23 protein-coding genes are annotated in these 24536 nt (G+C 65.1%); 6 read left to right on the top strand and 17 right to left on the bottom strand.

The features are described 5' to 3' along the window. Positions 1 to 168 precede the first annotated feature (168 nt). Complete coding sequence (locus tag CR492_RS02165) at positions 169 to 2298, top strand: histidine kinase dimerization/phosphoacceptor domain -containing protein (protein WP_102842040.1); 2130 nt, start codon at positions 169 to 171, stop codon at positions 2296 to 2298. Positions 2299 to 2301: 3 nt separating this feature from the next. On the opposite strand, the gene CR492_RS02160 is transcribed toward CR492_RS02165, so the two are convergent. Then, positions 2302 to 3297, bottom strand: coding sequence for an aldo/keto reductase (locus tag CR492_RS02160; protein WP_102842039.1), 996 nt, complete (start codon positions 3295 to 3297; stop codon positions 2302 to 2304). A gap of 102 nt (positions 3298 to 3399) precedes the next feature. Between CR492_RS02160 and CR492_RS02155 the strand changes: the two genes are divergently transcribed. Beyond that, a complete protein-coding gene (locus tag CR492_RS02155) occupies positions 3400 to 4290 on the top strand; it encodes a LysR family transcriptional regulator (RefSeq protein WP_102842038.1) in 891 nt (296 codons plus the stop codon). Positions 4291 to 4296: 6 nt separating this feature from the next. Here the strand turns inward: CR492_RS02155 and CR492_RS02150 are convergent, their stop codons facing one another. From CR492_RS02150 to CR492_RS02140, 3 genes are read right to left on the bottom strand one after another with little or no spacing between them, the layout of a single operon-like run. Beyond that, entirely contained in the window at positions 4297 to 5172 is an 876-nt protein-coding gene (locus CR492_RS02150) for an SDR family oxidoreductase (RefSeq protein WP_102842037.1), read from the bottom strand. Next, on the bottom strand, positions 5169 to 6329 hold the full coding sequence (queG, locus tag CR492_RS02145) for a tRNA epoxyqueuosine(34) reductase QueG (RefSeq protein WP_102842342.1): 1161 nt from the start codon (positions 6327 to 6329) through the stop codon (positions 5169 to 5171). Before queG ends, CR492_RS02150 begins: the two co-directional genes overlap by 4 nt. Further along, positions 6326 to 7018, bottom strand: coding sequence for a glutathione S-transferase family protein (locus CR492_RS02140; protein ID WP_102842341.1), 693 nt, complete (start codon positions 7016 to 7018; stop codon positions 6326 to 6328). Before CR492_RS02140 ends, queG begins: the two co-directional genes overlap by 4 nt. A 225-nt stretch (positions 7019 to 7243) precedes the next feature. Between CR492_RS02140 and CR492_RS02135 the strand changes: the two genes are divergently transcribed. After that, entirely contained in the window at positions 7244 to 7537 is a 294-nt protein-coding gene (locus tag CR492_RS02135) for a GYD domain-containing protein (protein ID WP_102842036.1), read from the top strand. Positions 7538 to 7614: 77 nt separating this feature from the next. Here the strand turns inward: CR492_RS02135 and CR492_RS02130 are convergent, their stop codons facing one another. From CR492_RS02130 to CR492_RS02115, 4 genes are all read right to left on the bottom strand, one after another. Then, on the bottom strand, positions 7615 to 8514 hold the full coding sequence (locus CR492_RS02130; protein ID WP_102842035.1) for a transglutaminase family protein: 900 nt from the start codon (positions 8512 to 8514) through the stop codon (positions 7615 to 7617). Further along, positions 8511 to 11027 (bottom strand): circularly permuted type 2 ATP-grasp protein, encoded by a 2517-nt coding sequence (locus CR492_RS02125; protein ID WP_102842034.1) that lies wholly within the window; start codon positions 11025 to 11027, stop codon positions 8511 to 8513. The genes CR492_RS02130 and CR492_RS02125 overlap by 4 nt, the downstream gene beginning before the upstream one ends. Before the next feature lie 6 nt (positions 11028 to 11033). After that, on the bottom strand, positions 11034 to 11579 hold the full coding sequence (mog, locus tag CR492_RS02120) for a molybdopterin adenylyltransferase (RefSeq protein WP_102842033.1): 546 nt from the start codon (positions 11577 to 11579) through the stop codon (positions 11034 to 11036). A 280-nt stretch (positions 11580 to 11859) separates the two neighbouring features. After that, positions 11860 to 12345 (bottom strand): hypothetical protein, encoded by a 486-nt coding sequence (locus CR492_RS02115; protein ID WP_146030142.1) that lies wholly within the window; start codon positions 12343 to 12345, stop codon positions 11860 to 11862. Positions 12346 to 12577: 232 nt separating this feature from the next. Between CR492_RS02115 and CR492_RS02105 the strand changes: the two genes are divergently transcribed. Then, positions 12578 to 13393, top strand: a complete 816-nt coding sequence (locus CR492_RS02105; protein WP_102842030.1) for a lytic murein transglycosylase — start codon at positions 12578 to 12580, stop codon at positions 13391 to 13393. Positions 13394 to 13433: 40 nt separating this feature from the next. Here the strand turns inward: CR492_RS02105 and CR492_RS02100 are convergent, their stop codons facing one another. The 4 genes from CR492_RS02100 to CR492_RS02085 form a co-directional block, all read right to left on the bottom strand. Beyond that, the gene (locus CR492_RS02100) at positions 13434 to 14252 is read right to left on the bottom strand and encodes a lytic murein transglycosylase (protein ID WP_102842029.1); all 819 of its coding nucleotides are present in this window, start codon (positions 14250 to 14252) and stop codon (positions 13434 to 13436) included. 156 nt (positions 14253 to 14408) lie between these two features. Beyond that, on the bottom strand, positions 14409 to 14693 hold the full coding sequence (locus CR492_RS02095; RefSeq protein ID WP_146030141.1) for a hypothetical protein: 285 nt from the start codon (positions 14691 to 14693) through the stop codon (positions 14409 to 14411). Further along, positions 14690 to 17329, bottom strand: coding sequence for an excinuclease ABC subunit UvrB (uvrB, locus tag CR492_RS02090; protein ID WP_102842027.1), 2640 nt, complete (start codon positions 17327 to 17329; stop codon positions 14690 to 14692). Before uvrB ends, CR492_RS02095 begins: the two co-directional genes overlap by 4 nt. Before the next feature lie 76 nt (positions 17330 to 17405). Continuing rightward, positions 17406 to 17594: a hypothetical protein gene (locus CR492_RS02085; protein WP_102842026.1), complete on the bottom strand. Its 189-nt coding sequence runs from the start codon at positions 17592 to 17594 to the stop codon at positions 17406 to 17408. A 211-nt stretch (positions 17595 to 17805) separates the two neighbouring features. Here CR492_RS02085 and CR492_RS02080 point away from each other — a divergent pair, with 211 nt between their 5' ends. Beyond that, complete coding sequence (locus CR492_RS02080; RefSeq protein WP_102842025.1) at positions 17806 to 18831, top strand: cytochrome-c peroxidase; 1026 nt, start codon at positions 17806 to 17808, stop codon at positions 18829 to 18831. Positions 18832 to 19034: 203 nt separating this feature from the next. On the opposite strand, the gene CR492_RS02075 is transcribed toward CR492_RS02080, so the two are convergent. Further along, a complete protein-coding gene (locus CR492_RS02075; RefSeq protein WP_102842024.1) occupies positions 19035 to 19283 on the bottom strand; it encodes a hypothetical protein in 249 nt (82 codons plus the stop codon). Positions 19284 to 19528: 245 nt separating this feature from the next. Here CR492_RS02075 and CR492_RS02070 point away from each other — a divergent pair. Beyond that, positions 19529 to 20298 (top strand): IS5 family transposase gene (locus CR492_RS02070; RefSeq protein ID WP_245411943.1). Its coding sequence is split into 2 segments (ribosomal slippage): positions 19529 to 19841 and positions 19841 to 20298, totalling 771 coding nucleotides; the frame shifts between segments, so codons are not numbered across the junction. Here CR492_RS02070 and CR492_RS02065 read toward each other — a convergent pair. The 4 genes from CR492_RS02065 to CR492_RS02050 all read right to left on the bottom strand — a co-directional run bounded on the left by CR492_RS02065 (position 20295) and on the right by CR492_RS02050 (position 24520). Then, the gene (locus CR492_RS02065; RefSeq protein WP_102842023.1) at positions 20295 to 21410 is read right to left on the bottom strand and encodes a hypothetical protein; all 1116 of its coding nucleotides are present in this window, start codon (positions 21408 to 21410) and stop codon (positions 20295 to 20297) included. The genes CR492_RS02070 and CR492_RS02065 overlap by 4 nt on opposite strands. Next, positions 21407 to 21556, bottom strand: coding sequence for a cbb3-type cytochrome oxidase assembly protein CcoS (gene ccoS, locus CR492_RS02060; RefSeq protein WP_012592619.1), 150 nt, complete (start codon positions 21554 to 21556; stop codon positions 21407 to 21409). Before ccoS ends, CR492_RS02065 begins: the two co-directional genes overlap by 4 nt. After that, positions 21553 to 23802 (bottom strand): heavy metal translocating P-type ATPase, encoded by a 2250-nt coding sequence (locus CR492_RS02055; RefSeq protein ID WP_102842340.1) that lies wholly within the window; start codon positions 23800 to 23802, stop codon positions 21553 to 21555. The genes ccoS and CR492_RS02055 overlap by 4 nt, the downstream gene beginning before the upstream one ends. A gap of 208 nt (positions 23803 to 24010) precedes the next feature. Further along, positions 24011 to 24520, bottom strand: a complete 510-nt coding sequence (locus CR492_RS02050) for a FixH family protein (RefSeq protein ID WP_102842022.1) — start codon at positions 24518 to 24520, stop codon at positions 24011 to 24013. Between the last annotated feature and the right edge of the window lie 16 nt (positions 24521 to 24536).

The raw sequence follows: 24536 nt of genomic DNA, 5'->3' as shown, positions 1-24536 counted from the left end.
TTGGCGACGATGATAGCCGATCGCGTCGGGCGCGGCCAATATGGCGCGCGCGAAACGCTCGTCACGAAGCTCCGCCAGAGCCGCCCTATTTCCTGGGTTTCGACCACCTCGACTGCGCCCCGGCTTACGCAAGAAGCGCATTCATGCGTAGATGTCCGAAGAGGCGCCATGGATCTCATAAATATCACCGCCTGCGACCGCGAACCGATTCACGTTCCGGGGGCTATCCAGCCGCATGGGCTATTGCTGGTCGCCGGGCGCGAGAGCTTGAGCGTAAATATGGCGGCTGGCGACGTGGAAGGTCGCCTCGGCGCAGGGGATTGGCTGTCCCGCCCCCTGTCTGATTTCATCGGCGAGGCGTGGGCGGCGCGCGCGGCGGAAACGCCGGAGGGGCCTGCAGGTCTTTTTCTGGGGCGGATCGAAACAGCGGGAGCAGAGCGGCTCGACGTCAGTGTTCACGCCACGAAGGACGTCCTTTTTGTCGAGTTCGAGCCAGCGTCAACAGACGCGTCGCCGGCCGCGTTTGTTCTCTCTGAGCTCGAAGCGGCGACCACGGAGTTTCAAAACACAGACAATATTCAGCAGCTTTGCGACGTCGCCGCTGAAAAATTCCGCGCGCTGACAGGCTTCGACCGGGTGATGGTTTACCGCTTCCTTGACGACGACTCAGGCCGCGTTGTCGCGGAATCGCGTTGCGAAGATCTTGGGTCTTTTCTGCATCATCACTTTCCCGCCTCCGATATTCCCCGGCAGGCGCGGGCGCTCTACGTCCGCAATCTCGTGAGGACGATCCCGACGATCGACTATCAAGCTGTGCCGCTGCGGCCCTCGGGGCCAACGGCGGCTCTCGACCTCAGCGATTGCGCGCTGCGCAGCGTCTCGCCGATCCATTTGCAATATTTGCGCAATATGGGCGTTTGCGCCTCCGCCTCGGTTTCCATCGTGACGGGCGGTCGGCTTTGGGGGCTGATCGCCTGCCACAACATGCAGCCGCTCGGCCTTACCCATGATGCGCGCAACGTCTGCCGGGCGCTTGCCGTCTCCCTCGCGCAGCAGATCAAGGCCAGGGAAGAGGCTGAGACCTATCGCGAGCAGCTGCGGCTGACCAATTTTTCAGCCGGACTGGTCGAGGTGCTCGCGCGGGAGGGGTCGCTTAACGACGCCGTTTCGAACCATCTCGCCGAGCTCGCGCGGATGTTGCGCAGCGACGGCGTCGCCATCCTGCGCGGCGCCGACCTGATCGCTGGCGGGGAAGGTCCGAAAAACCACGAAATATCCGCCCTCGCCCGCTGGATCGTTTCGCGCGGAAAGACGTCCTTTTCCACCGACCGGTTGGCGCAGCTCTATCCCGAGGCCGCGGCGTATCGGGCGCCGGCCAGCGGCGTCGTCGCGGCGGTGCTGTCTTTCGAGGAGCCCTGGCTGATCTTGTGGTTTCGCGCCGAGAAGATCGAAATCGTCAAATGGGCTGGCAATCCGCACAAAGATCCCCAAGCCGGCGCGGCCGCCGAGCTGACGCCGCGCGCCTCCTTCGAGATGTGGTCCGAGACGGTGTTCGGCCGGGCGCGCGACTGGAGCCTCGCCGAGATCGAGGCGTCGGCGCAGCTCGCCAGCGCCGTGCTCGAAGCGCGCCAGAACTGGCGCGTGCGCGACCTTAACCGGCGCTTGACTGACACGCTGCGGGACAAGGATCTTCTGCTCGAGCAGAAACAATATCTGATTGGGGAAGTGAACCATCGCGTTCAAAACAGCCTGCAGCTCGTCTCCAGCTTCCTTACACTCCAGGGCATGCAGTCGCAGGACTCCAGCCTGCGCGCCGCGATCGACGAGGCGAACCGGCGCATCGGCGCCGTCGCCTTGTTGCACAAGCGCCTCTATCGCGGCGACCAGATCGAAATCCTCGAACTCAGCCGCTATTTCGAGGAGCTTGTCGCCGACGCCATCATCGCCCTCGGATCCGGCTGGACGGAAAATATCACGCTCGACCTTGCGCCGGTCTCGGCGTCAACCGATCAGGCGATCGCTCTCGGCCTCATTCTGACGGAGCTTTTGATCAACGCCAACAAATATGCCTATGGCGGCGCGCCGGGCCCGGTCGTCCTCAAACTGAGCGAAGAGCACGGCAACCTGCGCCTCGTCCTCTCCGACAGGGGCGCCGGCAAGGCGCCGGCGGCGCGTAAAGGATTTGGCGCGCGAATGCTGGAGGCCCTCGTGTCGCAGCTCGGCGGCGAGCTCACCTATGAGGACAACAAGCCGGGCCTGCGCGTGACGCTATCGGCGCCGCTGCGTGGACCGCCCTGAGACCTATCCCCGCTCGCTGTCGAGATGTGCCATCTGGGCGGCGTCGTAGCGCTGGCCCGCGGCGACGCCTTTTGGCGCGATCGCCTCGATGGCGGCAAACTCCCGCGGCGTCAGCGTAACGTCGAGGGCGCCGAGCGCCTCGGCAAGACGGTCGCGCCGCCGCGCGCCGATGAGCGGGATGATGTCCTCGCCCTGCGCCAGAACCCAGGCGATCGCAATCTGCGCGACGCTTGCGCCCTTGTCTGCGGCAAGTTTCCGCAGCGCCTCGACGAGCTGAAGATTCTTGTCGACATTGCCCTCCTGAAAACGCGGACTGCGCGCGCGAAAATCGCCCGGCTCGAGCGGCCCGGGGCGCCAATGCCCGCTAATCAATCCGCGCGACAGCACGCCATAGGCCGTGAGCGCGATTCCAAGTTCGCGGCATGTGGAGAGAACGCCGCTCTCAATCTCACGCGAGATCAGCGAATATTCGATTTGCAGATCCGCGATCGGATGCACGGCGGCCGCGCGCCGCAGCGTCTCGCTGCCGACCTCGGACAGGCCGATTTGCCTGACATAGCCGGCCTTGACCATATCCGCGATGGCGCCGATCGTGTCCTCGATCGGCACATTCGGATCGAGGCGCGCCGGGCGATAGAGGTCGATATAGTCGAGCCGCATCCGGCGCAGCGAATAGGCAAGCGACGTCTTGACCGCCTGCGGGCGGGCGTCGAGACCGATAAAGGCGCCGGCGGGGTCGCGTTGCGCCCCAAATTTGACGCTGACCTGAAAGGCGTCGCGGCTTACCCCCTGCAGCGCCTCGGCGATCAGCATCTCATTATGGCCCATGCCATAGAAATCCCCGGTGTCGAGAAGGGTCACGCCCGCATCGAGCGCCGCATGGAAGGTCGCGATGCCTTCGTCCCGATCTGACTTTCCATAGAGATCCGACATTCCCATGCAGCCAAGGCCGATGGCCGAGACCGGCGGCCCTTTGGCCCCAAGTTGACGCGTTTTCATTGGCAAGCTCCCATTTCTTTTACTGGAAGACATGATTATAGGGCCGGGCCTCCTGTGCGATAATCCGTTCAATTCTGAACGCAGCGTACGGAGGAGCGAACGATGCCGCCCAATTTGTCCGAGCTCGACGCTTTCGTCGCCGTCGCTCAGGCGCGAAGCTTTCGCGGCGCAGCCGCACTGCGGGGCGGCTCCGCGTCTTCGCTCTCGGAGGCCCTGCGCCGCCTCGAAGCTCGGCTCGGCGTGCGCCTGCTCAACCGCACGACGCGCAGCGTGACGCCGACGGAAGCTGGAATGCGGCTGATGGAGCGGCTGGCTCCGGCGCTCAGCGATATCGCGGGCGCGCTCGACGCCGTCAACAGCTTCCGCGACAGTCCAAGGGGCGTGCTGCGGCTCAACGCGCCAGGGATCGTCGCGGCAAAAATCCTGCCGCCGATCGCCTGCCGTTTCTTGGCCGCCCACCCTGGGGTGACGCTGGAAGTCATGGCCAGCGACAGTTTCATCGACGTGCTTGCCGCGGGCTTTGACGCCGGCGTGCGCTATGAGGAGCGCCTCGCGCGTGACATGATCGCCGTGCCGATTGGGCCGCGCGTCCAGCGTTTCGTCGCGGCGGCCTCGCCCGCCTATCTGGCGGCGCACGCAGAGCCGGCGCATCCGAAAGAGCTCGTCAACCATCGCTGCATCCGCCATCGTTTCGAGAGCGGCGTTACATCGCCCTGGGAATTCGAATGCGGCGGCGAGGTCGTAAAGATCAGCCCCGAAGGCCCGCTCGTCGCCAACACGGCCGAACTCGAAGTGGCCGCGGCGGTCGCGGGGCTTGGCGTGATCTATGGCTTTGAGGAGTTTTTGCTGCCGCGGCTCGAGACCGGCGAGCTTGTCGCCATCCTCGAGCCCTGGGGCCAGAGCTTTTCCGGCCCCTTCCTCTATTATGCAAGCCGGATCCACATGCCGGCGCCGCTGCGGGCCTTTGTCGACTTCATCAAGACCGACGGCTGAGCGACCTCAGCGCCCCTCGCCCGCCTGCCACAGCGCCTCAAGCCCGACGCGATAGGTCGGGAAGGCGAGGTCGACGTGCAGCTCCTCCTTGAGCTTGCGGTTCGAGGCGCGCTTGTTCTCCGCGTAAAAGCTGCGCGTCATGGGCGAGATATTTTCAGCCAGTTCGATCGGCTGCTCCGGCGGCGGTTCGATCCCCATCAGGCTCGCGGCATAGGCGACGACATCCTGCGGCGGCGAGGGCGCATCGTCCGAGACGTTCCAGACGCCTCCCGGTCCCTCATGCGCGATGGCGGCGGCGATGGCCCGGCTGATGTCCTCGACATGGACGCGGTTGAACACCTGATCGGGCTTGATCAACCGGTGCGCCTTGCCGTCCCTGAGGTTCAAAAGCGCGTTGCGGCCGGGGCCGTAAATGCCGGCGAGGCGCAGGATGTGCACCGTCTTGTCGCGGCTGCGGCCAATCGCAGCCCAGGATTTTTCGGCATTGAGCCGCGTCTTCGAGCGCTGCGAGGTCGGCGTCGGAACGCCGCTCTCATCGACCCATTCGCCCTGCCGGTCGCCATAGACGCCGATCGTCGAAAGATAGACGATGATTTGCGGCGTGCGTAGGCTGGCGATTTTTTGGCCGTAGCGCGCCAGAACCGGATCGACCGAGACGCCGGGCGGGATCGAGATCAAGAGCACATCGGCGGCGAGCATCTTCTCCGTGATGCCGGGGTCCTCGCGGTCCGGCCCGAACACGAAGACCTCGACGTTCTCGTTCGCCAGCTCCTTCGCCTTGTCGGCGCTGCGCACGGTGCCCCAAATCTGATCGAACAAATCGCCGAAGCGCGCGATGAAATCCTGCGCGCAATAGCCAAGACCAAACGCAAAAAGCTTCATGACAGCCGACCCTTTTCAATATCCGGAGCGTTTTGCGCCGCAGCCCATTCCCGGCGCGCCCCGACATCCGTTTCGCGCGCCGCCAGAGCGTTATGATCCGCGAGCAAGTCCGGCGCGAGGCGCGACAGCGCCCAGACGGCCATCGCCCGCATCAATGGCGAGGCGGCGTCAAGATGGCGCAGGGCCTCCGGGCCAAGCTCCGGCGCGCCCGAATTGCCCGCCGCGATCAGCACATTTCGCATGAAACGCGCAAAGCCGATGCGTTTGACCGGACTGCCCGAAAACAGATCTCTGAACGCGGCCTCATTGAGCCGCAGCAACTTGGCCAGCGGCGGCGCGCTCATATCGTCCCGCGGCTGCAGCCTGATCTCGCGCGCGTCCTGCGCAAATTTATTCCACGGGCAGACCGCGAGGCAATCGTCGCAACCGTAGATGCGGTTGCCGATCTTCTCCCGAAATTCTGGCGCGATATGGCCCTTGTGCTCGATCGTCAGATAGGAAATGCAGCGCCGCGCATCGAGCACATGGGGCGCCGGGAACGCCTGCGTCGGGCAAATGTCGAGACAGGCGCTGCAATTGCCGCAATGATCGCGCTCCGGCTGATCCGCCGGCAATTCGAGGCTGGTGAAGATCGAGCCAAGGAAAAGCCAGGAGCCGAATTCGCGCGAGACCAGATTGGTGTGCTTGCCCTGCCAGCCGAGCCCCGCCGCCTGCGCCAGCGGCTTTTCCATCACGGGCGCGGTATCGACGAAAACCTTGATCTGCGGCGCCTCCAGCCCGGCGGCGCGCGCGGCGGCCGAGAGAAAACCCGCAAGCTGCTTGAGGCGTCCCTTGATAAGATCGTGATAGTCGCGATTGCGGGCGTAGACCGAGAGATTGCCGGCGCTCTTTTGCGCAAGGCCCGCCAGCGGGTTCGCCGCCGGGCCGTAATTGACGCCGAGCATGATCGCTGAGCGCGCCTGCGGGAAAATCAACGCAGGGTCGGCGCGGCGCTCTGCCGTCTCCGCCATCCAGTCCATCTCGCCGGCAAAGCCCGCCTCGATCCACTCGGCGAGGCGCGCGCCGGCGCCGCCCACCGAAGGCTGCGTGATTTTCAAGACGTCAAAGCCGAGTTCCTTCGCTTTCGCTTCGAGCCGCGCCGCAAGGCGCTCGTTCAGAAGTCGAGATCCGCGTAGACCGGCGCCGGGCTCATCCCCGGCAGGCGATCGGCGAGCAGCGCGCGGAACGCCGGACGTGATTTCACTCTCGAGTACCAAAGCTTCGCCGTTTCATAGTCTTCCCATGGGACGTCGCCCAGAAAATCGACGCAGGACAATTGGGCGGCGGCGGCAAGGTCGGCGTGCGACAGCCGCTCCCCCGCGAGCCATTTCCGCCCGCCCGCCAGATATTCAATATAACGCAAATGGGTGCGGATGTTGGCGCGCGCCGCGCGCACGAGATCCATGTCCGGCGCGCCGCCGCCGCGCTCGCGCGGCCGAAAGCGCTTATAGACTTTTTCGGTCACGAGCCAATTGGTGACCTCGGCGAAGAATTTTTGGCCGAACCAGTCGGAGAGGCGCCGCACTTCGACGCGCGACAGCGGATCTTCCGGCAAGAGCCGATGCTTGCCGAGCGAGACGCCGCGCGTCTCGTCGAAATATTCGGCGATTGTCGCCGCCCCCGGCACGACGACGGACGGATGCTCAATCAGCACCGGCGTCTGGCCGGCGGGGTCGAGGATCAGAAAATCACGGCGGCGCTCGAAGGAGTCCTCTTCGATCAGGCGTGGTTCGATCCCATATTCCCCCAGCAGCAGCCTGACGAAACGCGAATGGGCGCAGAGGGGATGATGATAAAGAGTTATCATTCAGCTTTCGGGATCGGGGTGGGACGGCTGTCCTCAGCAGATCGGATCTTTGCGGCGGAATAAATTCGCCGGGACAGGCTTCCCAATTTAGGGTGAAGAATTCGTTAAGAAAGAATTTGTGGAGTCTTCGTCGTCGGGCGCGGCCCGCGCAATCAAATCGGCGGTCCAAGCCCAAAACAGAGCCGGCGCGCTCAAGACGCCGGCCCTACAGCCGGGAGGTCTGCTATGACAACCTATGTTCTGTTGCTGAACTGGACCGATCAGGGCGCCGCCCAGGTCAAGGATTCGCCGCGGCGGCTCGACGCCGCCAAACGCGCGCTAAAGGACATGGGCGGCGATTTCAAGCATGTCTTTCTGACGATGGGGGCTTTCGACCTCATCGGCGTCTACGAGGCGCCCGATGACGCCGTGGCGGCGCGCTTCGCCATGCAGCTCGGCATGCTCGGCAATGTCCGGACACAAACGCTGAAGGCGTTTCCAGAGACGGCCTATCGCGAGATCATCGCCTCACTGTCGTAAGACGCGGCGCGGGGGGAGGAGCCTTGCCGCGTCGAGGAATCTCGCCGCGGGAGGAGCCGGGGCCTGCGCGGCAGCCCCTACTCCACCTCGACCTCGACTTCGTCGCGCGGGATGACGTCGACCTGCACGTCGACATCCTGCTCCTTGGCGCCGAGGATGATGCCGGCGACGGGGGAGATATCGGCGTAGTCGCGGCCCTTGGCGAGGGTGATGTGGTCGTTGCCGATCATCATCGAATTGGTCGGATCGAGATCGACCCAGCCGACCTCTGCGCCGCACCAGACCGAGACCCAGGCGTGCATGGCGTCGGCCCCTTCGAGCCGCTTCTTGCCCGGCGGCGGAATGGTGCGGATATAGCCGCTGATATAGGCCGCCGGCAGGCCAAGCCCGCGCAGCGCGGCGATCATGATATGGGCGAAATCCTGGCAGACGCCGCGGCGCTTTTCGAACGCCTCGGAGATCGGGGTCGAGACGACGGTCGCTTTCGGATCATATTTGAAGTCGCTGCGAATGCGCCGCATCAACTCCGCTGCGCCTTCCAGCACCGGCCGTCCGGGCGTAAAGCTCTCCCGCGCATAGTCGACCGCCGGGGCGAAGCGCGGCACGTAGCGGCTCGGCTGCAGGAAATGCACCGGCGAGTCCTTGTCGAGCGACTCGCTGTCATAGGCTTCTTCGCGGACGTCCTCGAATGGCGGCGTCGACGACGGCTCGGGCGGCGGCGGACGATCGACGTCGACGCTGGTGTCGACCTCGACGACGAGCTCGCTATGCTCGGTCGAAATCGTCATCGAAGAGACGCGATTGCCGAAGAAGCAGACCCGCTCGATCAGCTGCGAAGGCGTCGGATCGATGATCAGCCGGTTCGACAGAACTTTCTGACCCGGCAGATCGATCGGCGACAGCCGCAGCGAGCAATGCGCATAGCGCACCGGCGTGCCATATTCATAGGTCGTCACATGGTGAATGTCGTAGATCAAGCGAGGCCGCTCCAGCGATCCGCGCGCGTATTGTGCGGACCTTGCAGGAAATAGCGGGCCGCGACGGCTTCCGCCAGTTCAAGAAGACGTTTTTCGAAGCTGAGAATGAGATCGGTGTCGAGATCGGCGGCGACCGCCGTCGTGACCTCGGCCGCGATCTTGATGATCTGCCGACGCGGTTTTTCCAGCATGCCGTCGTCGCTGAGAACAGGAAGATTTTCGAGATGCTCGCCAAGCCGCTCCAGCTGGAAGGCGACCGAGCGGGGGTTGAACGGATCGAGCACGACCATGTCGCGCACCGTATTGAGCTCGACTCCCATTAGATAGCGCGAACGGTAGGTGATCTGCGAGTCGGCCAGATCGAGCAGCACCTCGAGATCGTCCGCGGGCGCGTTCGCGCCGGAGAACTGGCGGGCGAAGCGGCAGGAGTTGATCGCCCGCTCGAGGCGCCGGCCGATATCGAACAGACGCCAGCCGGCGCCGCGGTTCATGTTTTCCTGAGCCAGCCCGGACAGCGCCGCGATGGTCCGCAGCGCGGCGTCGGCCTGCTCGTAGGCGTCGGCCTCGCTGAGCACCGGCTTGCGGTTCTCGCCGATCGATTGATGCAGTTCGTCGATCAGCCTCAGCGTATCCGGCGACAGCCTTTCGCGAATGACCGACGCAGCGCGGCGCGCGTCGCGCACGAGCGAGAGCGCGGAGCCGTAATCCGCCTCGCTGTGCAAAGCTATGCTGCAAAGCTTCAGAAGATCGCGCGCCGCCGCCTTCGGCGCGGCGTGCCAGGCGACGAGAAGACCCGTCACCTTCTTGATGGTCCAGCCGGCGAGGCCAGTCTCGGCGTCGATATTGATCATCCGGCCGGCGAGACAGCGAATGAGGCGCAAGGTCGCCTCGACCCGTTCAAGGTAGCGCCCGAGCCAGAACAGATTGTCCGCGGCCCGGCTCGGCAGATTACCCATCAGGCGGCGTATGCGCGCGGTCTCATGGGTCGGCAACAGGGTGATCATTTCGACCGGCTTGTCGGCCAGCACCCAGACATCCGCCGATTGAACGCCAGCGCCCATCGAAACCGCGCGCGCGTCGGCGCGATCGGAGATGCGGCAGAAGCCGCCCGGCATGATCGACCAGCCATTGGCCGTGCGCGCCGCATAGACGCGCAGCACGAAGGGCCGCGGCGTCAGGCGATCCTCGTTCCAGACCGGGGTGGTCGACAGATTGACGACTTCCTGCCCGACATAATCGATGCCGCGCTCCTTGATGGCGGCGATCAGCCTCGTCTTTTCGTCGGCGTTGAGAAGCCCGGCGATCACCGGCTGATTCTGCGGAAAGCGCAGCACCGGATTGCCGAAGGCGCCCGCTATGGCGAGGTCGTCGAAATCCTTGATGACCGAGGCGCGCTCTTTCTGCTGGCCGCACCACCAGGTGGCGATGTTCGGCAACAGCAGATCCTCGCCGAGCAGCTTGCGGCAGAGTTTCGGCATGAAGCTCAGCATGGCCGGGCCCTCGAGCACGCCGGAGCCGAGCGCATTGGCGAGCACAACGCCATTCTCGCGCACCGCGTCGACAAGACCTGCGACGCCCAGCCGCGACTGGCTGTTCAGCTCCAGAGGATCGGCGAAATCGCCGTCGATGCGCCGCCAGATCACATCGGCGCGTTTCAGCCCGGCGATGGTGCGCACATGAACCTTGCCGTCGCGCACGGTAAGATCGCCGCCTTCGACGAGGATGAAGCCGAGGTAGCGGGCGAGGTAAGCCTGCTCGAAATAGGTCTCGTTGAGGGGCCCCGGCGTCCACAGGCAGATACGCGGATCGGAGCGTTCCGAGAGCCCCGTCAGGCCGTAGCGGAAGGCCTGAAAGAAGGGCGCGAGCCGTTCGACGTTCATGTCGCGGTAGAGGGCCGGAAAGGCGCGCGACAGCACCAGCCGGTTCGCGAGCGAATAGCCGGCGCCCGACGGCGCCTGCGCTCTGTCGCCAAGAACCCACCAGCGCCCGTCCGGGCCGCGGCCAAGGTCGACCGCGATGAATTGCAGGAATTTGCCGCCCGGCGGCGTCACCCCATGCAGCGGATGCAAAAAATCGGCGGAGCTCGCGACCACCGCCGCCGGCAGATCGCCGGCGGTGATGAGGTCGCCCCGTCCATAGATGTCGGCGATGATCCGCTCAAGCAGTTCGGCGCGCTGCTCGACGCCGCGCGCGATCTGGTCCCATTCGGTCGCCTCGATCAGCAGCGGCAGATGCGACAGCGGCCAGGTGCGCTCGCGCGTGTCGCCATAGCTGCGATAGGAGACGCCGACGTCGCGGATATGGCGGTCGGCCGCGGCGAAACGGCGGCCAATGTCATCTTCGCCAAGGCCCGTCAGCGAATTCAGATAGCGCAGCCAATAGTCGCGGGGGCGCCCATCGGCGCCAATGAATTCGTCAGGAATCCCCGGCAGCGGCTTATAGCCGGCGATCATCGCCGTCAGCCGCTCGGCCGCCGTCGTCTCTGTGGTGGGAGGGGCGTCGCTGATGCTCATGCCAATCTATTGCTTCGGCCGAAAGGATTTAAGCACTGCGGCGTCCGTCTCGAGCCGCGCCGCGCCGATGAGATCGAGGCAATAAGGGACCGCAGGAAACACCGCATCGAGACAGGTTGCGATTGAGGCCGGTTTTCCCGGCAGATTGATGACGAGACACGCGCCCCTCAGCGAAGCGATCTGACGCGACAGAATGGCGGTCGGAACCTGCTTCAGGCTTTCCTGCCGCATCAATTCGCCAAATCCCGGCAGCACGCGGGGCGCCGCCGCCTCGGTCGCTTCCGGCGTCAGATCGCGCGGCGAAGGGCCGGTTCCGCCCGTCGTCAGGATGAGGTCGCAGCCAGCTTCGTCGGCAAGATGGATCAATTCGTCGCGCACGCTGTCGAACCCGTCCGGAATGATGCGGCGGAGGATGTCGAAAGGCGAGATCAGGATCTTCGTCAGATAGGCGACGATCGCAGGTCCGCTCAAATCCTCATAAATACCCGCGCTGGCGCGATCGGAGATCGTCACGACGCCGATTGTGGCCACGCGCTTGTCGTCACCCGCCATTACGTTGCCTCATGGCGCTCGCCCGTTCCCGCGCCGGCCTTGTTATAGCTCAAAGCGAACAGATCCCTCCGGCAAAAAGACAGGCGCCGCGCCGCTTGCGTCGGCTATCCACGAAAATTAATTTACCAGAAGTCATATCGCGGGGCGCGCGACAATACGTCGTTTGACCGCAGGCGCAAGCGGGAGGCGACCTTGGCGACTTTCAATACGCGCCGGATATTTGAAGAGGCGCGGCGTTAGGCAAGCCGCCTCTATTCCGCGCAGATTCGCCGCCGCCCTCCTATTGCTGCGGCGCCAAACTCTGATTGCCGAAAGGTGAGGATTTCGGCGGGGCGATGGTCACGAAACCAACGCCGGCGGCCTTGTGGCAGGCGTTGCACGCCGTCGTGAGATTGGCGAAGGCGAGCTTCGCCTTCGTCTGATCCTTTTGTGTGGCCGGATCCTGCAACGCGACAAGCGGCTTTGCCGCCGCCTCGACGAATTCGATCGGGATCGACTGATAGAGCATCGCCGAAGCGACCAAATTATCCGCCATCAAGCGCGCCTCGAAAGCGGCGAGCGGCGCATTTCCCGCCGAAATCGCCTCGCCGAGCTTGATATGGCGGAGCTGCACGAAGGTCATGATGTCGGCAAGGCTCATAAGATAGGAGTCGCCCGGCCGCGCGGACCGAGCAAAAGGCACGTCATCGGCGAAGGCCAAAGCCCCCATCGAGACCGCTGCCAGCGCAGCAACCCCCCATCGCATCCTGAAGGTCCGATTCATCATGTTCTCTCCGCAAAGCCCGCATTCCGGACGCAAGCTATAGCGTTTTTGGCCCGGCGCGAATGCGGCAGAACATGCCGGGATGCGCCGATGTGCTTTTTGCGGCGCTTGCGTCTGTCCTTGCGATTCTTCGGGCCCGGCGGGCGCGGCGATTGTCCGGCGCGGCCAGCGCCCTTAGAGAGGGGTCGCGCGCCGTTTGTCTCGCCTTGTCCAATCCCGTCCTGGAGCTGATCGCATGCGATCCATGATTCGTCTTATGATCCTCGCCCTCGCTCTATCCGGCCCTTGCCTCTCCTCCTCCTCAGCCGCGACCTGCCGCGACCCGGCTGGATTTGCCGCCTTTATCGCGTCCATCAAGACCGAGGCCGCGGCGCAAGGCATTTCAAGCGCCGCGATCGCCGCGCTCGATGGCGTCGCCTACAGCCCGAGCATCCTCGCCAAGGATCACGGCCAGCGCGTCTTCCAACAAAGCTTCGAGCAATTCTCGGCGCGGATGATCAGCCCCGATCGCCTGCGCCGCGGCGCAACGCTTTTGAAAACATACGCCTCGGCGCTGAGCCGGATCGAGGCCGCCTATGGCGTCTCCGGCCCGGTCCTCGTCGCGCTGTGGGGGCTCGAGACGGATTTCGGCGCCGTCAACGGCGACGAGCCAACGCTGCAGGCGCTGGCGACGCTGGCTTTCGATTGCCGCCGTACGGAGAAGTTTCAGGCCGAATTGCTCGACGCCCTGCGCCTCGTCGCGCGCGGCGACCTTGCGCCCGCCGCGATGCGCGGCGCCTGGGCGGGCGAACTCGGCCAGACCCAGTTCATGCCCTCGTCCTATCTGAAATACGCCGTCGATTTCAACGGCAACGGCCGGCGCGACCTGATCCGCGACCCGCTCGATGCGCTCGCCTCTACGGCGAACTATCTGAAAGGCTATGGCTGGCAGGCCGGCGCGGGCTATCAGCCGGGCGAGCCGAATTTCGCAGTCATTCAGAAATGGAACGAATCAGAGATTTACGCGAAGACGGTCGCAGCCTTCGCGACGAAGCTGGCTGCGACCTATTAGACCGCGGCCCGGCATGGCTGCGACCTGGCTTGTGTCGGCCTCAGCGCCGCGCGGCCGCGTCGCCGCCGTCGATCTTCTGGCCGACCATCGCGATCGCCTGCTGATAGACGCTCGCCGCGTTCCAGGCCTGAAGCGCCGCGAAATTCGCCTCGCCCGGCTGATAGCCCGCGCCGGCCTGCCAGCCATGCGCTTTCAGGAAAGCCGCCGTCGCATTGAGCGCGCCAGACGGCGTGTCGAGATTGGCGCCGCCGCCATAGGCCAGAATATTTTTCGGCAGGAACTGGGTCTGGCCGATCTCGCCATGCATCGAGCCGCGCTCATTGGCTGACATCAGCCCCTTGTCGATCAGGGTCAGCGCCGCATAAAGCTGGTCGGTGAAAAAGGCCGAGCGGCGGCAGTCATAGGCGAGCGTCGCCACCGCCGAAAGCGCGTGCTGATTGCCGTGCACCGCGCCGAAGCCGGTCTCAAAGCCCCAGATGGCGATCAGCGGCCCCGCCGGCACGCCATAGCGCTGCTGGATCGAGGCGAATAGCCCGGCATTGGACTGCTTCAGCGACCGCCCGCGCGCGGCGATGGTCGAGCCGCCGCGCTTGGCCATGAACTGATCGAGCGAGAGACGGAAGCCATGCTGACCACGGTCGGCGCCGATGGTCGCCCCGTTGTAATGCGTCCCCTGGAGGGCGGCGACGCCCGCCGCGCCGACGCCGCGGCCTTTGGCTTCATTGGCGAACTGGCCCTTCCACGCCTCAAAGCCTGCGCTGTTGTTGCCGCATTGCGCGGCGCTCGCGCCGCCGGGCGCGGACGAGAACCCGATCATGGCCGCGACAACAAATGCACCGAACTGGCCGCCCTTGATCATCTGATCCCCCTGCGCGCCCTTGCGCCGGACGACATGCCGGCTTGCGTCCCTTGCCGGGATAGAGCGCGATCCCGCGCCCCGCGCATAGCCCGCCGCGCCGCCCGTGTCAAAAATGCGGCGCAGGCAAGGCGGCGGATCGGGGGCACAAGCCGGCCCTTACCGCGGGAACTGGTGATACTGCCGCCAATAGGGCGTCGGAATCAGTTTCTGATGCTTTCTGACGCCGCCCGTCTGCGGATTGCCGAGCGCGTTCGGCCCCAGCGATTGCGGGACCGGATCGGGCTTCAGATGCTGATGCCTGGACGCGCGCGGCGCCCCTTCCGGCAGGATCGCCGTATTGCCGAATGATTCGGGATAGGGCGCGGGGATCAGCTGCTGGGCGGCGTCGGCGGCGGCGCTGGCGGCAAAAAACAAGGCCAGCGCCGCCAAACCGCGCCTCACCGCGACTTCCCCTTGAACACCCTTGTCCCGCTTTTCCCTCCCGTACTTCTTGGCGCCGGCCGCGCCCCTGCCCGCGGCTTGGCTTCGCCGCCGCCGAAATTATGCGGCCCCATCTCGTCGTCGGTCGGCTTGTGCGGCCGATTGGCCGGCATATTGGCGGCCGCGCCATATTTGCGCTCGCCGGCATAGGCGCCGGCCGAGGCTTCGACGTCGCGCTGGCTCGCCATCGGATCGGCGCTGATCGCAAGCTCCACCGCCTGCAGCCGTTTCAACTCGTCGCGCAGCCGCGCGGCCTCCTCGAAATCGAGATCGCTGGCTGCGGCGCGCATGCGCTTTTCGAGGTCCGTGACGGTCGCCTTGAAATTATGGCCGACGAGCGACTGCGCCCCGACGAGGCCGGCGTCGACCGTCACATGGTCGCGCTCATAGACCGAGCCCAGAATGTCCTGAATGCCGCGCTTGATCGAGGCCGGCGTGATGCCGTGCTCAAGATTATAGGCGGTCTGCTTGTCGCGCCGCCGCGAGGTTTCGGCGATGGCGCGCTGCATCGAGCCGGTCTCGCGATCGGCGTACAAGATGACCTTGCCGTCGATATTGCGGGCAGCGCGGCCGATGGTCTGCACCAGCGAGGTTTCGCTGCGCAAAAACCCTTCCTTGTCGGCGTCGAGAATGGCGACAAGGCTGCATTCCGGGATGTCGAGGCCTTCGCGCAGCAGATTGATGCCGACCAGCGCGTCGAAGGCGCCGAGCCGCAGATCGCGGATGATCTCGATGCGCTCGATGGTGTCGATGTCCGAATGCATGTAGCGCACGCGCACGCCATGCTCATGCAGATATTCGGTGAGGTCCTCGGCCATGCGCTTGGTCAGCACGGTAATCAGGCTGCGATAGCCGCGCAACGCCACCTCGCGCACCTCGCCGAGAAGATCGTCGACCTGGCTGCGGGCGGGACGGATCTCGACCGGCGGGTCGATGAGGCCGGTCGGCCGGATGATCTGCTCGACGAAGACGCCGCCGGTGCGCTCCATTTCCCATGAGCCCGGCGTCGCCGAGACATGCACCGTTTGCGGCCGCATCGCCTCCCATTCCTCGAAGCGCAGAGGCCGGTTGTCGAGGCAGGACGGCAGCCGAAAGCCATATTCGGCGAGCGTCGCCTTGCGCCTAAAATCGCCGCGATACATGGCGCCAATCTGCGGCACCGTCACATGCGATTCATCGGTGAAGACGAGAGCGTTGTCGGGCAAATATTCGAACAGCGTCGGCGGCGGCTCGCCGGGGCGCCGGCCGGTAAGATAGCGCGAGTAATTCTCGATGCCGGCGCATGAGCCGGTCGCCTCCAGCATTTCGAGATCGAACATGCAGCGCTGTTCGAGCCGTTGCGCCTCGAGCAGGCGCCCGCCCGCGTAAAGCTCGGTGAGGCGCTGCTTCAGCTCGATCTTGATGCCCTTGATCGACTGCAACAGGGTCGGGCGCGGCGTCACATAATGCGAATTGGCGTAGATTTTGACGAATTCGAGATCCTGCGTTTTTTTCCCGGTGAGCGGATCGAATTCCGAAATGGTTTCGATCGAATCGCCAAAGAAATTGATGCGCCAGGCGCGGTCCTCATAGTGGGCCGGGAAGAGGTCGATGGTGTCGCCGCGCACGCGAAACACGCCGCGCGAGAAATCGCCGGCCGAGCGCTTGTATTGCAGCGCGACGAGGTCAGCGATGAGCTGGCGCTGGTCGATCCGCTCGCCGGCCTTCACCGTAAAGGTCATCGCCGTATAGGTTTCGACCGAGCCGATGCCATAGATGCAGGACACCGAGGCGACGATAATGACGTCGTCGCGCTCCAGCAGCGCGCGCGTCGCGGCGTGGCGCATGCGGTCAATCTGTTCGTTGATCGAGCTTTCCTTCTCGATATAGGTGTCGGAGCGCGGCACATAGGCTTCCGGCTGATAGTAATCATAGTAAGAGACGAAATATTCGACGGCGTTGTCGGGAAAGAAGCTTTTGAATTCGCCGTAGAGCTGCGCCGCAAGGGTCTTGTTCGGGGCGAGCACCAGCGCCGGGCGGTTGGTCCGCTCGATCACCTGCGCCATGGTGAAAGTCTTGCCGGAGCCCGTGACGCCAAGCAGAACCTGATCGCGCTCATGCGCCGCGATGCCCTTGACCAGTTCGGCGATGGCCGCCGGCTGATCGCCCTTCGGCTCATATTCGGACACGAGCTTGAATTTGACGCCGCCTTCGCTCTTGTCGGGGCGGTCGGGGCGATGCGGAGTCCAGGGCTTTGTCTCGCGCAGATTGGGATCGCCGCGCTCAAGCAGGTCCTTTAGCGATTCGACGGTGGCGACGGCGCCGCTGAGGCCGGGCGGCTGATAGAGCGGAGCCGAAGACCCGTTCGCGCCACGGTCCGGAGAACGGCCAAGCGATTCGGCAAGCTGCGCGTCGATGCGGGATGCCGGGCCGGCGTCATAGGCCGCGGGCGCCTCGGAAAAACCCGGCTGCTTCTGGTTCAGCGCCGGGTTCAGCAAGGCGGCAAGATGTTCGCCGAGCGGCTTGACCTCGGGCTTCGAGGCCTTGGAGCGGGGCGTTTTCGTCGCCTTGGCGGCGGCGCGCTTAGCGGGGACGGAAGATTGGGGCGGCTTCGACATCGTCCCAATATGGGGTGAATCGGCCGGTGTTGGAAGGGTGCGAACCGGCCCGGAAAGGCGAGCGCGGCTGCGGCGGTTACAACCCCTCGACGATAACCCCCAGCAGAAGCGCCAGATAGGCGCCCGCCAGAACCCAGAAGCGATGCGAGCTCACATAGGCGCCCACCACCGGCACCCGCCAATAAAGCGTCGCGATGGCGAGCCCGGCGAGAACGACGGAAACAAGGAAAACGGGAAAGCCCGGAGGCGACAGTCTGAAACGCATGGGGATCCCGAATCGATAAGCTCGCGGCAATTTACCCGAAGGCGCCGCGGCTTTGAACCATTCGCTCGCGGCTTCAAGACGCAGGACGACCGCTCGTTTGCGCGGCTATATAAAAACAACATCGGATTAATTTAGATCAAATCTAAGACAGCTCTGAAAGCGCTAGCTTAAGAGTTATCTCGATTTTCGATTGGGTCTAAAGGAGTTGACAATGAAGCGCTTGGCAGTCGCGGCGGCGGCGATCCTTTGTGCGCAAATCGCCTCGGCGGATGACTTGCGCAACGACGCGCTGGCGGTTTTCAAGCCCATTCCATCCACGGTTCCGGAGGTCCGCGGAAATCCGGTTACCCCCGAAAAAATCACTCTTGGCCGAAAGCTGTTTTTCGATCCGCGGCTGTCGGGCAGTCAGGCGCTCAGCTGCAACAGCTGCCACGACGTTGGCGCGGGCGGTTCGGACGCCGGTCCGACCTCGGTCGGCCATGGCTGGCAGCGCGGTCCGCGCCGGGCGCCGACCGTGTTCAATTCCGTGTTTAACATCGCCCAATTTTGGGACGGCCGCGCTGCGGATCTCGCGGCGCAGGCGAAAGGGCCGCTGCAAAATCCGATCGAGATGAACGCGACCGCGGATGTCCTTCTGGCCGTGCTGAAATCGATGCCGGAATATGTCGCTGACTTTCAGCGCGCCTTTCCCAAAGTCGCCGACCCCGTGACGTTCGACAATGTCGCGAAGGCGCTTGAAGCGTTCGAGGCGACGCTAATCACGCCGGCCTCGCCCTTCGACCAGTTTCTCGCGGGCGACGACAACGCTCTCACCGTCACGCAAAAATCCGGCTTGCGCCTGTTCATGGATAAGGGCTGCTCGGCCTGCCACAATGGCGTAAACATCGGCGGCGACGGCTATTTCCCATTCGGCGTGATCGAAAAGCCCGGCGCAGACGTCCTCCCGCGAGACGACCACGGCCGCTTCATGGTCACCAAAACCGCCTCGGACGATTACGTGTTCCGCGTCGCGCCGCTGCGCAATGTGGCGCTGAGGGCTCCCTACTTCCATTCGGGCCAAGTCTGGAGCCTTGAACAGGCGGTCGCCGTCATGGGCGTCGCACAGCTTGGAACAGAGTTGACGCCGCAAGAGGTCAAGGACGTCACAGCTTTTCTGGGCAGCCTGACGGGAGAACAGCCCCGGATCGAATATCCGCTGCTGCCGCCGCGCACGAAAGAGACGCCCATCCCGCACTAGAGCCTGTTCCGATCAGTTTGAGTCAAACTGATCGAACGGAATATGCCTCACCTTCGAAGCAGGGGCGATGTCTTATCGACCGCATGACTCCATTCGGTCGGTAAGCGCTTTAGATCACGATGCCTTTGGATGGACACATCCGGAAGCTCCGAAGGTCGCCGTCGACCGGAGCCGCCGGCGAGGGGAAATCAGCGCCGGCTCTTTCAATTGAGGCCAGGCGCCGGATTTCTTCCTTCCAGAATTGCGCCGAGGCTGCCGCTCGCGCCGCGCGGGTTCGTGACGGCGCCATATTGAACCGCGAAGTCCGGCGCCCCGCCCGCGGAGGGGCCCTGATACAGGCCATAATATTGATCGGCGCGGGCGGGCGGCGGCGCCCGGCGCCTATCTTTCGCCAGGGCTGCTCCGGAAATCAAAAGCCCGCAGCCGATCAGCGCGATATTGAAAAATTTCATTGTCGTCTCCGTCGTCGGGTCGAGCCGGCGATGCGCCGGCGGCGCTGCGGCCCTTGCGGCAAAGACTCCGGATCGGCGCTTCTATTCCGCTCGATCGCCGGGCCCCGGCTCAAAATCAGGTGATGCGGGGATGACGCGCGATCCATTCGCCGCGGAAACTAGGTCCTGTTGACAAATAAGATTCCCAGTCCCGGCTTTCGGTGATTCAACGTTGCTTTCTCAGGGAGGCGGCTTTGATTCGGGACATGATGAGCGACGAGGAGTGGGCGTTCTTCGAGCCGTTTGTGACCACGCGCGGTGCGCACAGCGGCCGGCCGCCTCGGGATCATCGGCTGGTGCTCGACGGCGTGTTCTGGATCGCCCGCACCGGCGCCCAGTGGCGAGATCTGCCCGAAGTCTTCGGCAAGTGGGGTACGGTCTACCGTCAGTTCCGCCGCTGGAGCCTCTCGGGACTTTGGGATCTGCTGCTTGAGGTGCTGAACGACACCGAAGGCGTCGGGGAAACGGTCCAGATGATCGACAGCACTGTGATCCGGGCCCATCATTGCGCCGCCGGCGCAAGGGGGGGACTCATATTCAGGGTCTCGGGCGCTCGCGAGGTGGCTTTACGACGAAAATTCATCTCCGAACGAACGGAATTGGCCTCCCCGTAGCCGTCGATATCGCCCCCGGCCAGGCCTCCGACTACACGGGTGCGTTGCCACTCCTTGAAGCCGACGGACCGGAACCCGGGGTTCTGCTCGCCGATCGCGGGTACGATGCCGATGCGATCCGCGACGCGATGGTCGCACGAGCTGTCACGCCGATCATTCCGACACGGCGCAGTCGCAAGGTTCAGGTTCCCGTCGATGGCCACATCTACGCCCTCAGAAATCGGATCGAGCGCTGCTTCAACAAACTGAAAAACTGGCGCCGCTTGGCGACCCGCTACGACAAGACCGCCGAAAGCTACCGCGGCTTCGTCCTCATCGCCGCCGTCCGACTATGGATGAGGGTATTTGTCAACAGGACCTAGACGATGACAGCGCCGAGCAGCGCGCCGGCGACGGCGGCCGCGAACAGAATGAAATCATGGAGCGCAAGCATCGCCCGCGGCGCGCCGCGCTGATGCAGCCATTGCGTCGCGCCGAGGGTGGCCAGCGACCAGCCGCAGCCGCCAATAATCAGCGCCAGATCGAAGCCGAAGGCGCTGTTTTGTCCGCGCGCCGCGAGGACGCCGAGGCCTAATAGAGCCAGCCCCACGAGGGTCGTCGCCGCCGCGGGCGGGCGCCAGCCGGAGGCGGCGATGGCGGCGGCGGGCGCATACATGGCCAGCAAATGCCAGGCGATCCCGCCCGAAGCTGCGCCAAGGCCGAGGCCACAGCCAGCCATCGCCAGCGGCGCGCCGGCCATCAAGGCCATCATGCCGAACCAGGCGAGCGCCGCCGCGCTGGTGATCGCGGCGAAGCGCTGGACGAAATCCGTAGGCGCTGAATCGCCGCCGCTCTCCGGCGGCGACAGCTCGACCGTCGCTGGCAGCGGCGCCGCGAGCACCAGAACGCCCAATTGCGCCAGCGCCGCGCCGATCAGCGCGCCGGCCGGCGCGAGCGGCCCCGCCACGGCCTGGGAGAGCCCGACGACGGCTGGCGCGGCGAAAGCGGCAAGGCTCGCCGCGCCGAGCACAATTGCCGCGGCGCGAGCTCCGCCGCCGACGGCATGGCGATAGAACAGTCCAAAACCCTGCGCGACGCCAAGCCAGAAAGCGCCGAGGCAGAGCGCCCCGAACTCGCCCGCGGCGAGGCCGAAGGCGGCCAGCGCGGCGCCGGCGACGCCAAGACTGGCGCCGAGCGCGAAGGCCGAGCGGCGGCCGAACAGCCCGGTCAGGAACGCCGCCGGAAAGGTCGCCGTCGCCGCTCCCGCCAGCATCAGCGCGACCGGCGCCGTCGCTGCCTCCGGCCGCGGCGCGAGCACGGCGCCAGCGATCGGCAGTGCGGCGAAAGCCAATGCCTGCGCCAGCACGGAAAAGGCAAAGCCCGCGGCGATCAGCGCGAGCGGCTGCGCAGGCGCATCGACAGCCCCGTCGTCTGGAACGTCAAAGTCGCAGGCGCAGCTGAGGAGGCCGGCCCGGCGGTCGCGCAGGGCGGTCATGGCGGCAGATCGTCATCGGACAGCACCCGCACGGCGGCGCCGTCGAGGTCTTCGTACTGGCCGTTGCGCAAAGCCCAAAGAAAAGCGGCAAGGCCCAGAAATCCGAGCGCGAGGGCGAGCGGCAAAAGAAAAAGCAGGATCGTCATGGCCGGGCCTCGTTGAGACGGCTTGCGCTGCGGGCTGCTGCGGGCGCGCCGCCGGGCGCGATGGCCCGCGCAGCGCCCCTCGCCCGCAGCGCGTTGAGGGTGACGATAATCGAGGACCCCGACATCGCCGCCGCCGCGATGAGCGGCGTCGCCAGTCCCGCCACCGCGAGCGGCACGGCGACCATATTATAGACGACCGCGAAGCCGAGATTCTGCCGCATCAGGTTTTTTGCGCGTCGCGAGACGTCAAGGACCGCATCCACGGGGCCGAGCAGGTCGCCGAGGAACAGCGCGTCCGCCGCCGCTTGCGCGAGGCCCGAGGCGGTGATCGGCGACAGCGAAGCATGGGCGGCGGCGAGCGCAGGGGCGTCGTTCATGCCGTCGCCGACCATCAGCGGCTTGCGCCCGTTTTTCTTGAGTTCGGCCAGAAATGCGAGTTTCTCGCCCGGCCGCATATCGGCGCGCCATTCGGCCACCCCGAGCGCCAGCGCGCAGGAACGCACCGCGGGATCAGCGTCGCCCGACAGGATGACGATCGCAAGCCCGCGGCGCCGAAGCGCAGCGATGACAGAAGCCGCGTCAGCGCGCAGCTTCTGCCGGATGCGGAAGATGGTCGCCTCGCCGCCATGGCGAAAAGCGATCAGGGAGGCGCCCGGATGAATCAGCCGGAGGCGTGCGGCGTCAGCCTCGAGGCCGCAAAAACCGGGCGAGCCAAGACGAGCCTCGGCGCCGTCGATCGTCGCCTGCACACCGGAGCCCGGAACCTCCTGCGCGTCCGCGACAGGCGCCTGCGCCCGCGACAGGCGGGCGAGCGCCGCGGCGAGGGGGTGATGCGAGGCGAGCGCCAGGCGGGCCGCCCGTTCGACAAGGCCGGGCGGCGCATCGTCGTCGACTTCGACGCCAAGCTCCGGCAAGGTCAGCGTGCCGGTCTTGTCAAACACCACCATGTCGACGTCGGCGAAGCGTTCGATGGCGTCGCCGGCGCTGAGGATGATTTTCGCGCGAAACAGCGCGCCCGCGGCGACGACCTGCACCGCAGGAACGGCGAGAGCGAGGGCGCAGGGGCAGGTGATGATCAAAACCGCGATGGCGGCGATGATGGCGTCATGGACCGATGCGCCGGCGATAAGCCAGAAGATGACGGTCAGCGCGGCCATCGAATGCACCACAGGCGCATAGAGACGAGCGGCCCGGTCGGCGAGGCGAACATAGGCGCTTTTCTCATGGATCGCCCCGTCCAGCAGCCGCTCGATCTCGTCGAGGAAAGTACCCCCGCCGGCGGCCTTGACGCGAATGGTGAGAGCGCCGCTGAAATTCAGCGAACCGGCATAGATCTCATGACCAGCCCCGACGGGGACCGGCGCGGTTTCGCCGGTGACGAGGCTCTGATCGATCTCGGATCTGCCTTCAACGACGATCCCGTCGACCGGCGCGCGTTCGCCCGGACGGAGCAGGACGATCTCGCTTGGCCGGAGCGCCGCCGCCGGCACGAGCCCGACAGTTCCATCGGCGTCGATGCGCGAGGCGGTCGGCGCGCGCAGGGCCGACAGATTGGCGGCGTAGGAGCGCGTCTTGCGCCGCATCGCAGAATCGAGATAACGGCCGGCGAGCAGGAAGACGAGCAGCATGATGGCGCTGTCGAAATAGGCGTGCTCGGCGTGGCGCAGAGTCTCAAACACCGACATCGTCAAAGCGAGCAAGACGCCGAGCGAGATCGGCACGTCCATATTGAGGGAGCGCCGTCCAAGGGCGCGGATCGCGCTGCGGAAGAAGGGCTGCCCGGCGAAAGCCGCGGCCGGCAGGACGATGAGCGCCGACACCCAATGAAAGAAATCGCGCGTCTCCGGCGTGATGTCGCTGACGTTGCCGGCCCAGACCGAGATCGACAGCAGCATGATGTTCATCGCCGCGAAAGCCGCGACGGCGAGGCAGCGCAGCAGCCAGCGCGCCTGCGACGCCTCGACGTCCTCTTCGCGCAGACGCGGCGAGAAGGGATAGATGCGATAGCCGAGCGCGCGGACCCGTTCGACGATCGACGCAGGATCGACGCCGTCCGTCCATTCGACCAGAAGGCGCTGCTCGGAAAAATTGACCCGCGCCTTGGTCAGTCCGGGCAGAGCACGGAGCGCATGTTCGATCGCATGGATCGCGGCGGCGTCCTTGACGCCCTCGACGGCGAATTCGATCCGGCAGCCGCCTTCCTCAAGGCGCTGCACAAAAGCGGAAAGATCGAGCGCCTCGGTCATGATCGCCTTTCCGCCGCGATCGTCCCGAGGGATTTTTCTACGGGAGGTTGCGCCAACCAAAATCCAACGGATTGCGCGGCGGGCAGCTTCAGCGCCGCCGCCGGCCGCAAGGGCCATCGCATAATTTCATCTATTTACCGCGCGCCGCGCCGCTGCGTCTATGCGATGACGCAATAATGACGAGGCCGCCCAGCCCGTCTTGAGAGCGCTAGCGAATCTCGATCCGGTTGTTGGACTTGAACACGCGTTCTCCCTCGCGGCGCGCGTCGATCAGGAGATCCCATTGCCCCGGCCGCGCTGCGACGAGGCCAAGATAAACGCCGGGTTCGATTTCCTTCAGCGTCAGATCGGCGTCGAGTTTTATATCGGCGGGCGAGTCCAATCCGGCCGAGACCGCAAGGCCCGGCACCGGAGCGCCGCCGCGATCCTTGAAGCGCGCCTCGATCGCCTCCTTGCCGCTGACGTCGCGGCCAAGGTGAACGGCGACATCCCAGCCGAGAGCGTCCTGCGCCTTGGCGGCGAGTATGTCTTTCTCATAGGCGAGCCCATGCTCATATGGGCTCGGATCGGCAAGGCCCGTGAACGTCGAGACCGCGTAATAGGCCATTACGCCATTGACCGCGAAGACGACCCCGAAAGCGGCGAGCGTCATCGCCAGCACCATCCAGCCGGTGAGCGGCCCGCGAATTTCGGGAAACGAGAGATCCCGCTTTGACATCGGCTATGCTCCAGTT

The sequence above is a fragment of the Methylocella silvestris genome (genome assembly GCF_002891535.1).
Classification (GTDB): Bacteria; Pseudomonadota; Alphaproteobacteria; order Rhizobiales; family Beijerinckiaceae; genus Methylocapsa; species Methylocapsa silvestris_A.
This window is presented reverse-complemented; position numbering and strand designations above follow the sequence as displayed.

Coding starts and splice junctions, on each gene's coding strand:
- CR492_RS02050 (WP_102842022.1), bottom strand. CDS start 24,520: ATGTCAAAGCGGGATCTCTCGTTTCCCGAAATTCGCGGGCCGCTCACC.
- CR492_RS02065 (WP_102842023.1), bottom strand. CDS start 21,410: ATGACCGCCCTGCGCGACCGCCGGGCCGGCCTCCTCAGCTGCGCCTGC.
- ccoS (WP_012592619.1), bottom strand. CDS start 21,556: ATGACGATCCTGCTTTTTCTTTTGCCGCTCGCCCTCGCGCTCGGATTT.
- CR492_RS02165 (WP_102842040.1), top strand. CDS start 169: ATGGATCTCATAAATATCACCGCCTGCGACCGCGAACCGATTCACGTT.
- CR492_RS02140 (WP_102842341.1), bottom strand. CDS start 7,018: ATGATAACTCTTTATCATCATCCCCTCTGCGCCCATTCGCGTTTCGTC.
- CR492_RS02160 (WP_102842039.1), bottom strand. CDS start 3,297: ATGAAAACGCGTCAACTTGGGGCCAAAGGGCCGCCGGTCTCGGCCATC.
- CR492_RS02055 (WP_102842340.1), bottom strand. CDS start 23,802: ATGACCGAGGCGCTCGATCTTTCCGCTTTTGTGCAGCGCCTTGAGGAA.
- CR492_RS02100 (WP_102842029.1), bottom strand. CDS start 14,252: ATGATCAAGGGCGGCCAGTTCGGTGCATTTGTTGTCGCGGCCATGATC.
- CR492_RS02135 (WP_102842036.1), top strand. CDS start 7,244: ATGACAACCTATGTTCTGTTGCTGAACTGGACCGATCAGGGCGCCGCC.
- CR492_RS02125 (WP_102842034.1), bottom strand. CDS start 11,027: ATGAGCATCAGCGACGCCCCTCCCACCACAGAGACGACGGCGGCCGAG.
- uvrB (WP_102842027.1), bottom strand. CDS start 17,329: ATGTCGAAGCCGCCCCAATCTTCCGTCCCCGCTAAGCGCGCCGCCGCC.
- CR492_RS02115 (WP_146030142.1), bottom strand. CDS start 12,345: ATGATGAATCGGACCTTCAGGATGCGATGGGGGGTTGCTGCGCTGGCA.
- CR492_RS02150 (WP_102842037.1), bottom strand. CDS start 5,172: ATGAAGCTTTTTGCGTTTGGTCTTGGCTATTGCGCGCAGGATTTCATC.
- CR492_RS02075 (WP_102842024.1), bottom strand. CDS start 19,283: ATGAAATTTTTCAATATCGCGCTGATCGGCTGCGGGCTTTTGATTTCC.
- CR492_RS02105 (WP_102842030.1), top strand. CDS start 12,578: ATGCGATCCATGATTCGTCTTATGATCCTCGCCCTCGCTCTATCCGGC.
- CR492_RS02155 (WP_102842038.1), top strand. CDS start 3,400: ATGCCGCCCAATTTGTCCGAGCTCGACGCTTTCGTCGCCGTCGCTCAG.
- CR492_RS02085 (WP_102842026.1), bottom strand. CDS start 17,594: ATGCGTTTCAGACTGTCGCCTCCGGGCTTTCCCGTTTTCCTTGTTTCC.
- CR492_RS02080 (WP_102842025.1), top strand. CDS start 17,806: ATGAAGCGCTTGGCAGTCGCGGCGGCGGCGATCCTTTGTGCGCAAATC.
- mog (WP_102842033.1), bottom strand. CDS start 11,579: ATGGCGGGTGACGACAAGCGCGTGGCCACAATCGGCGTCGTGACGATC.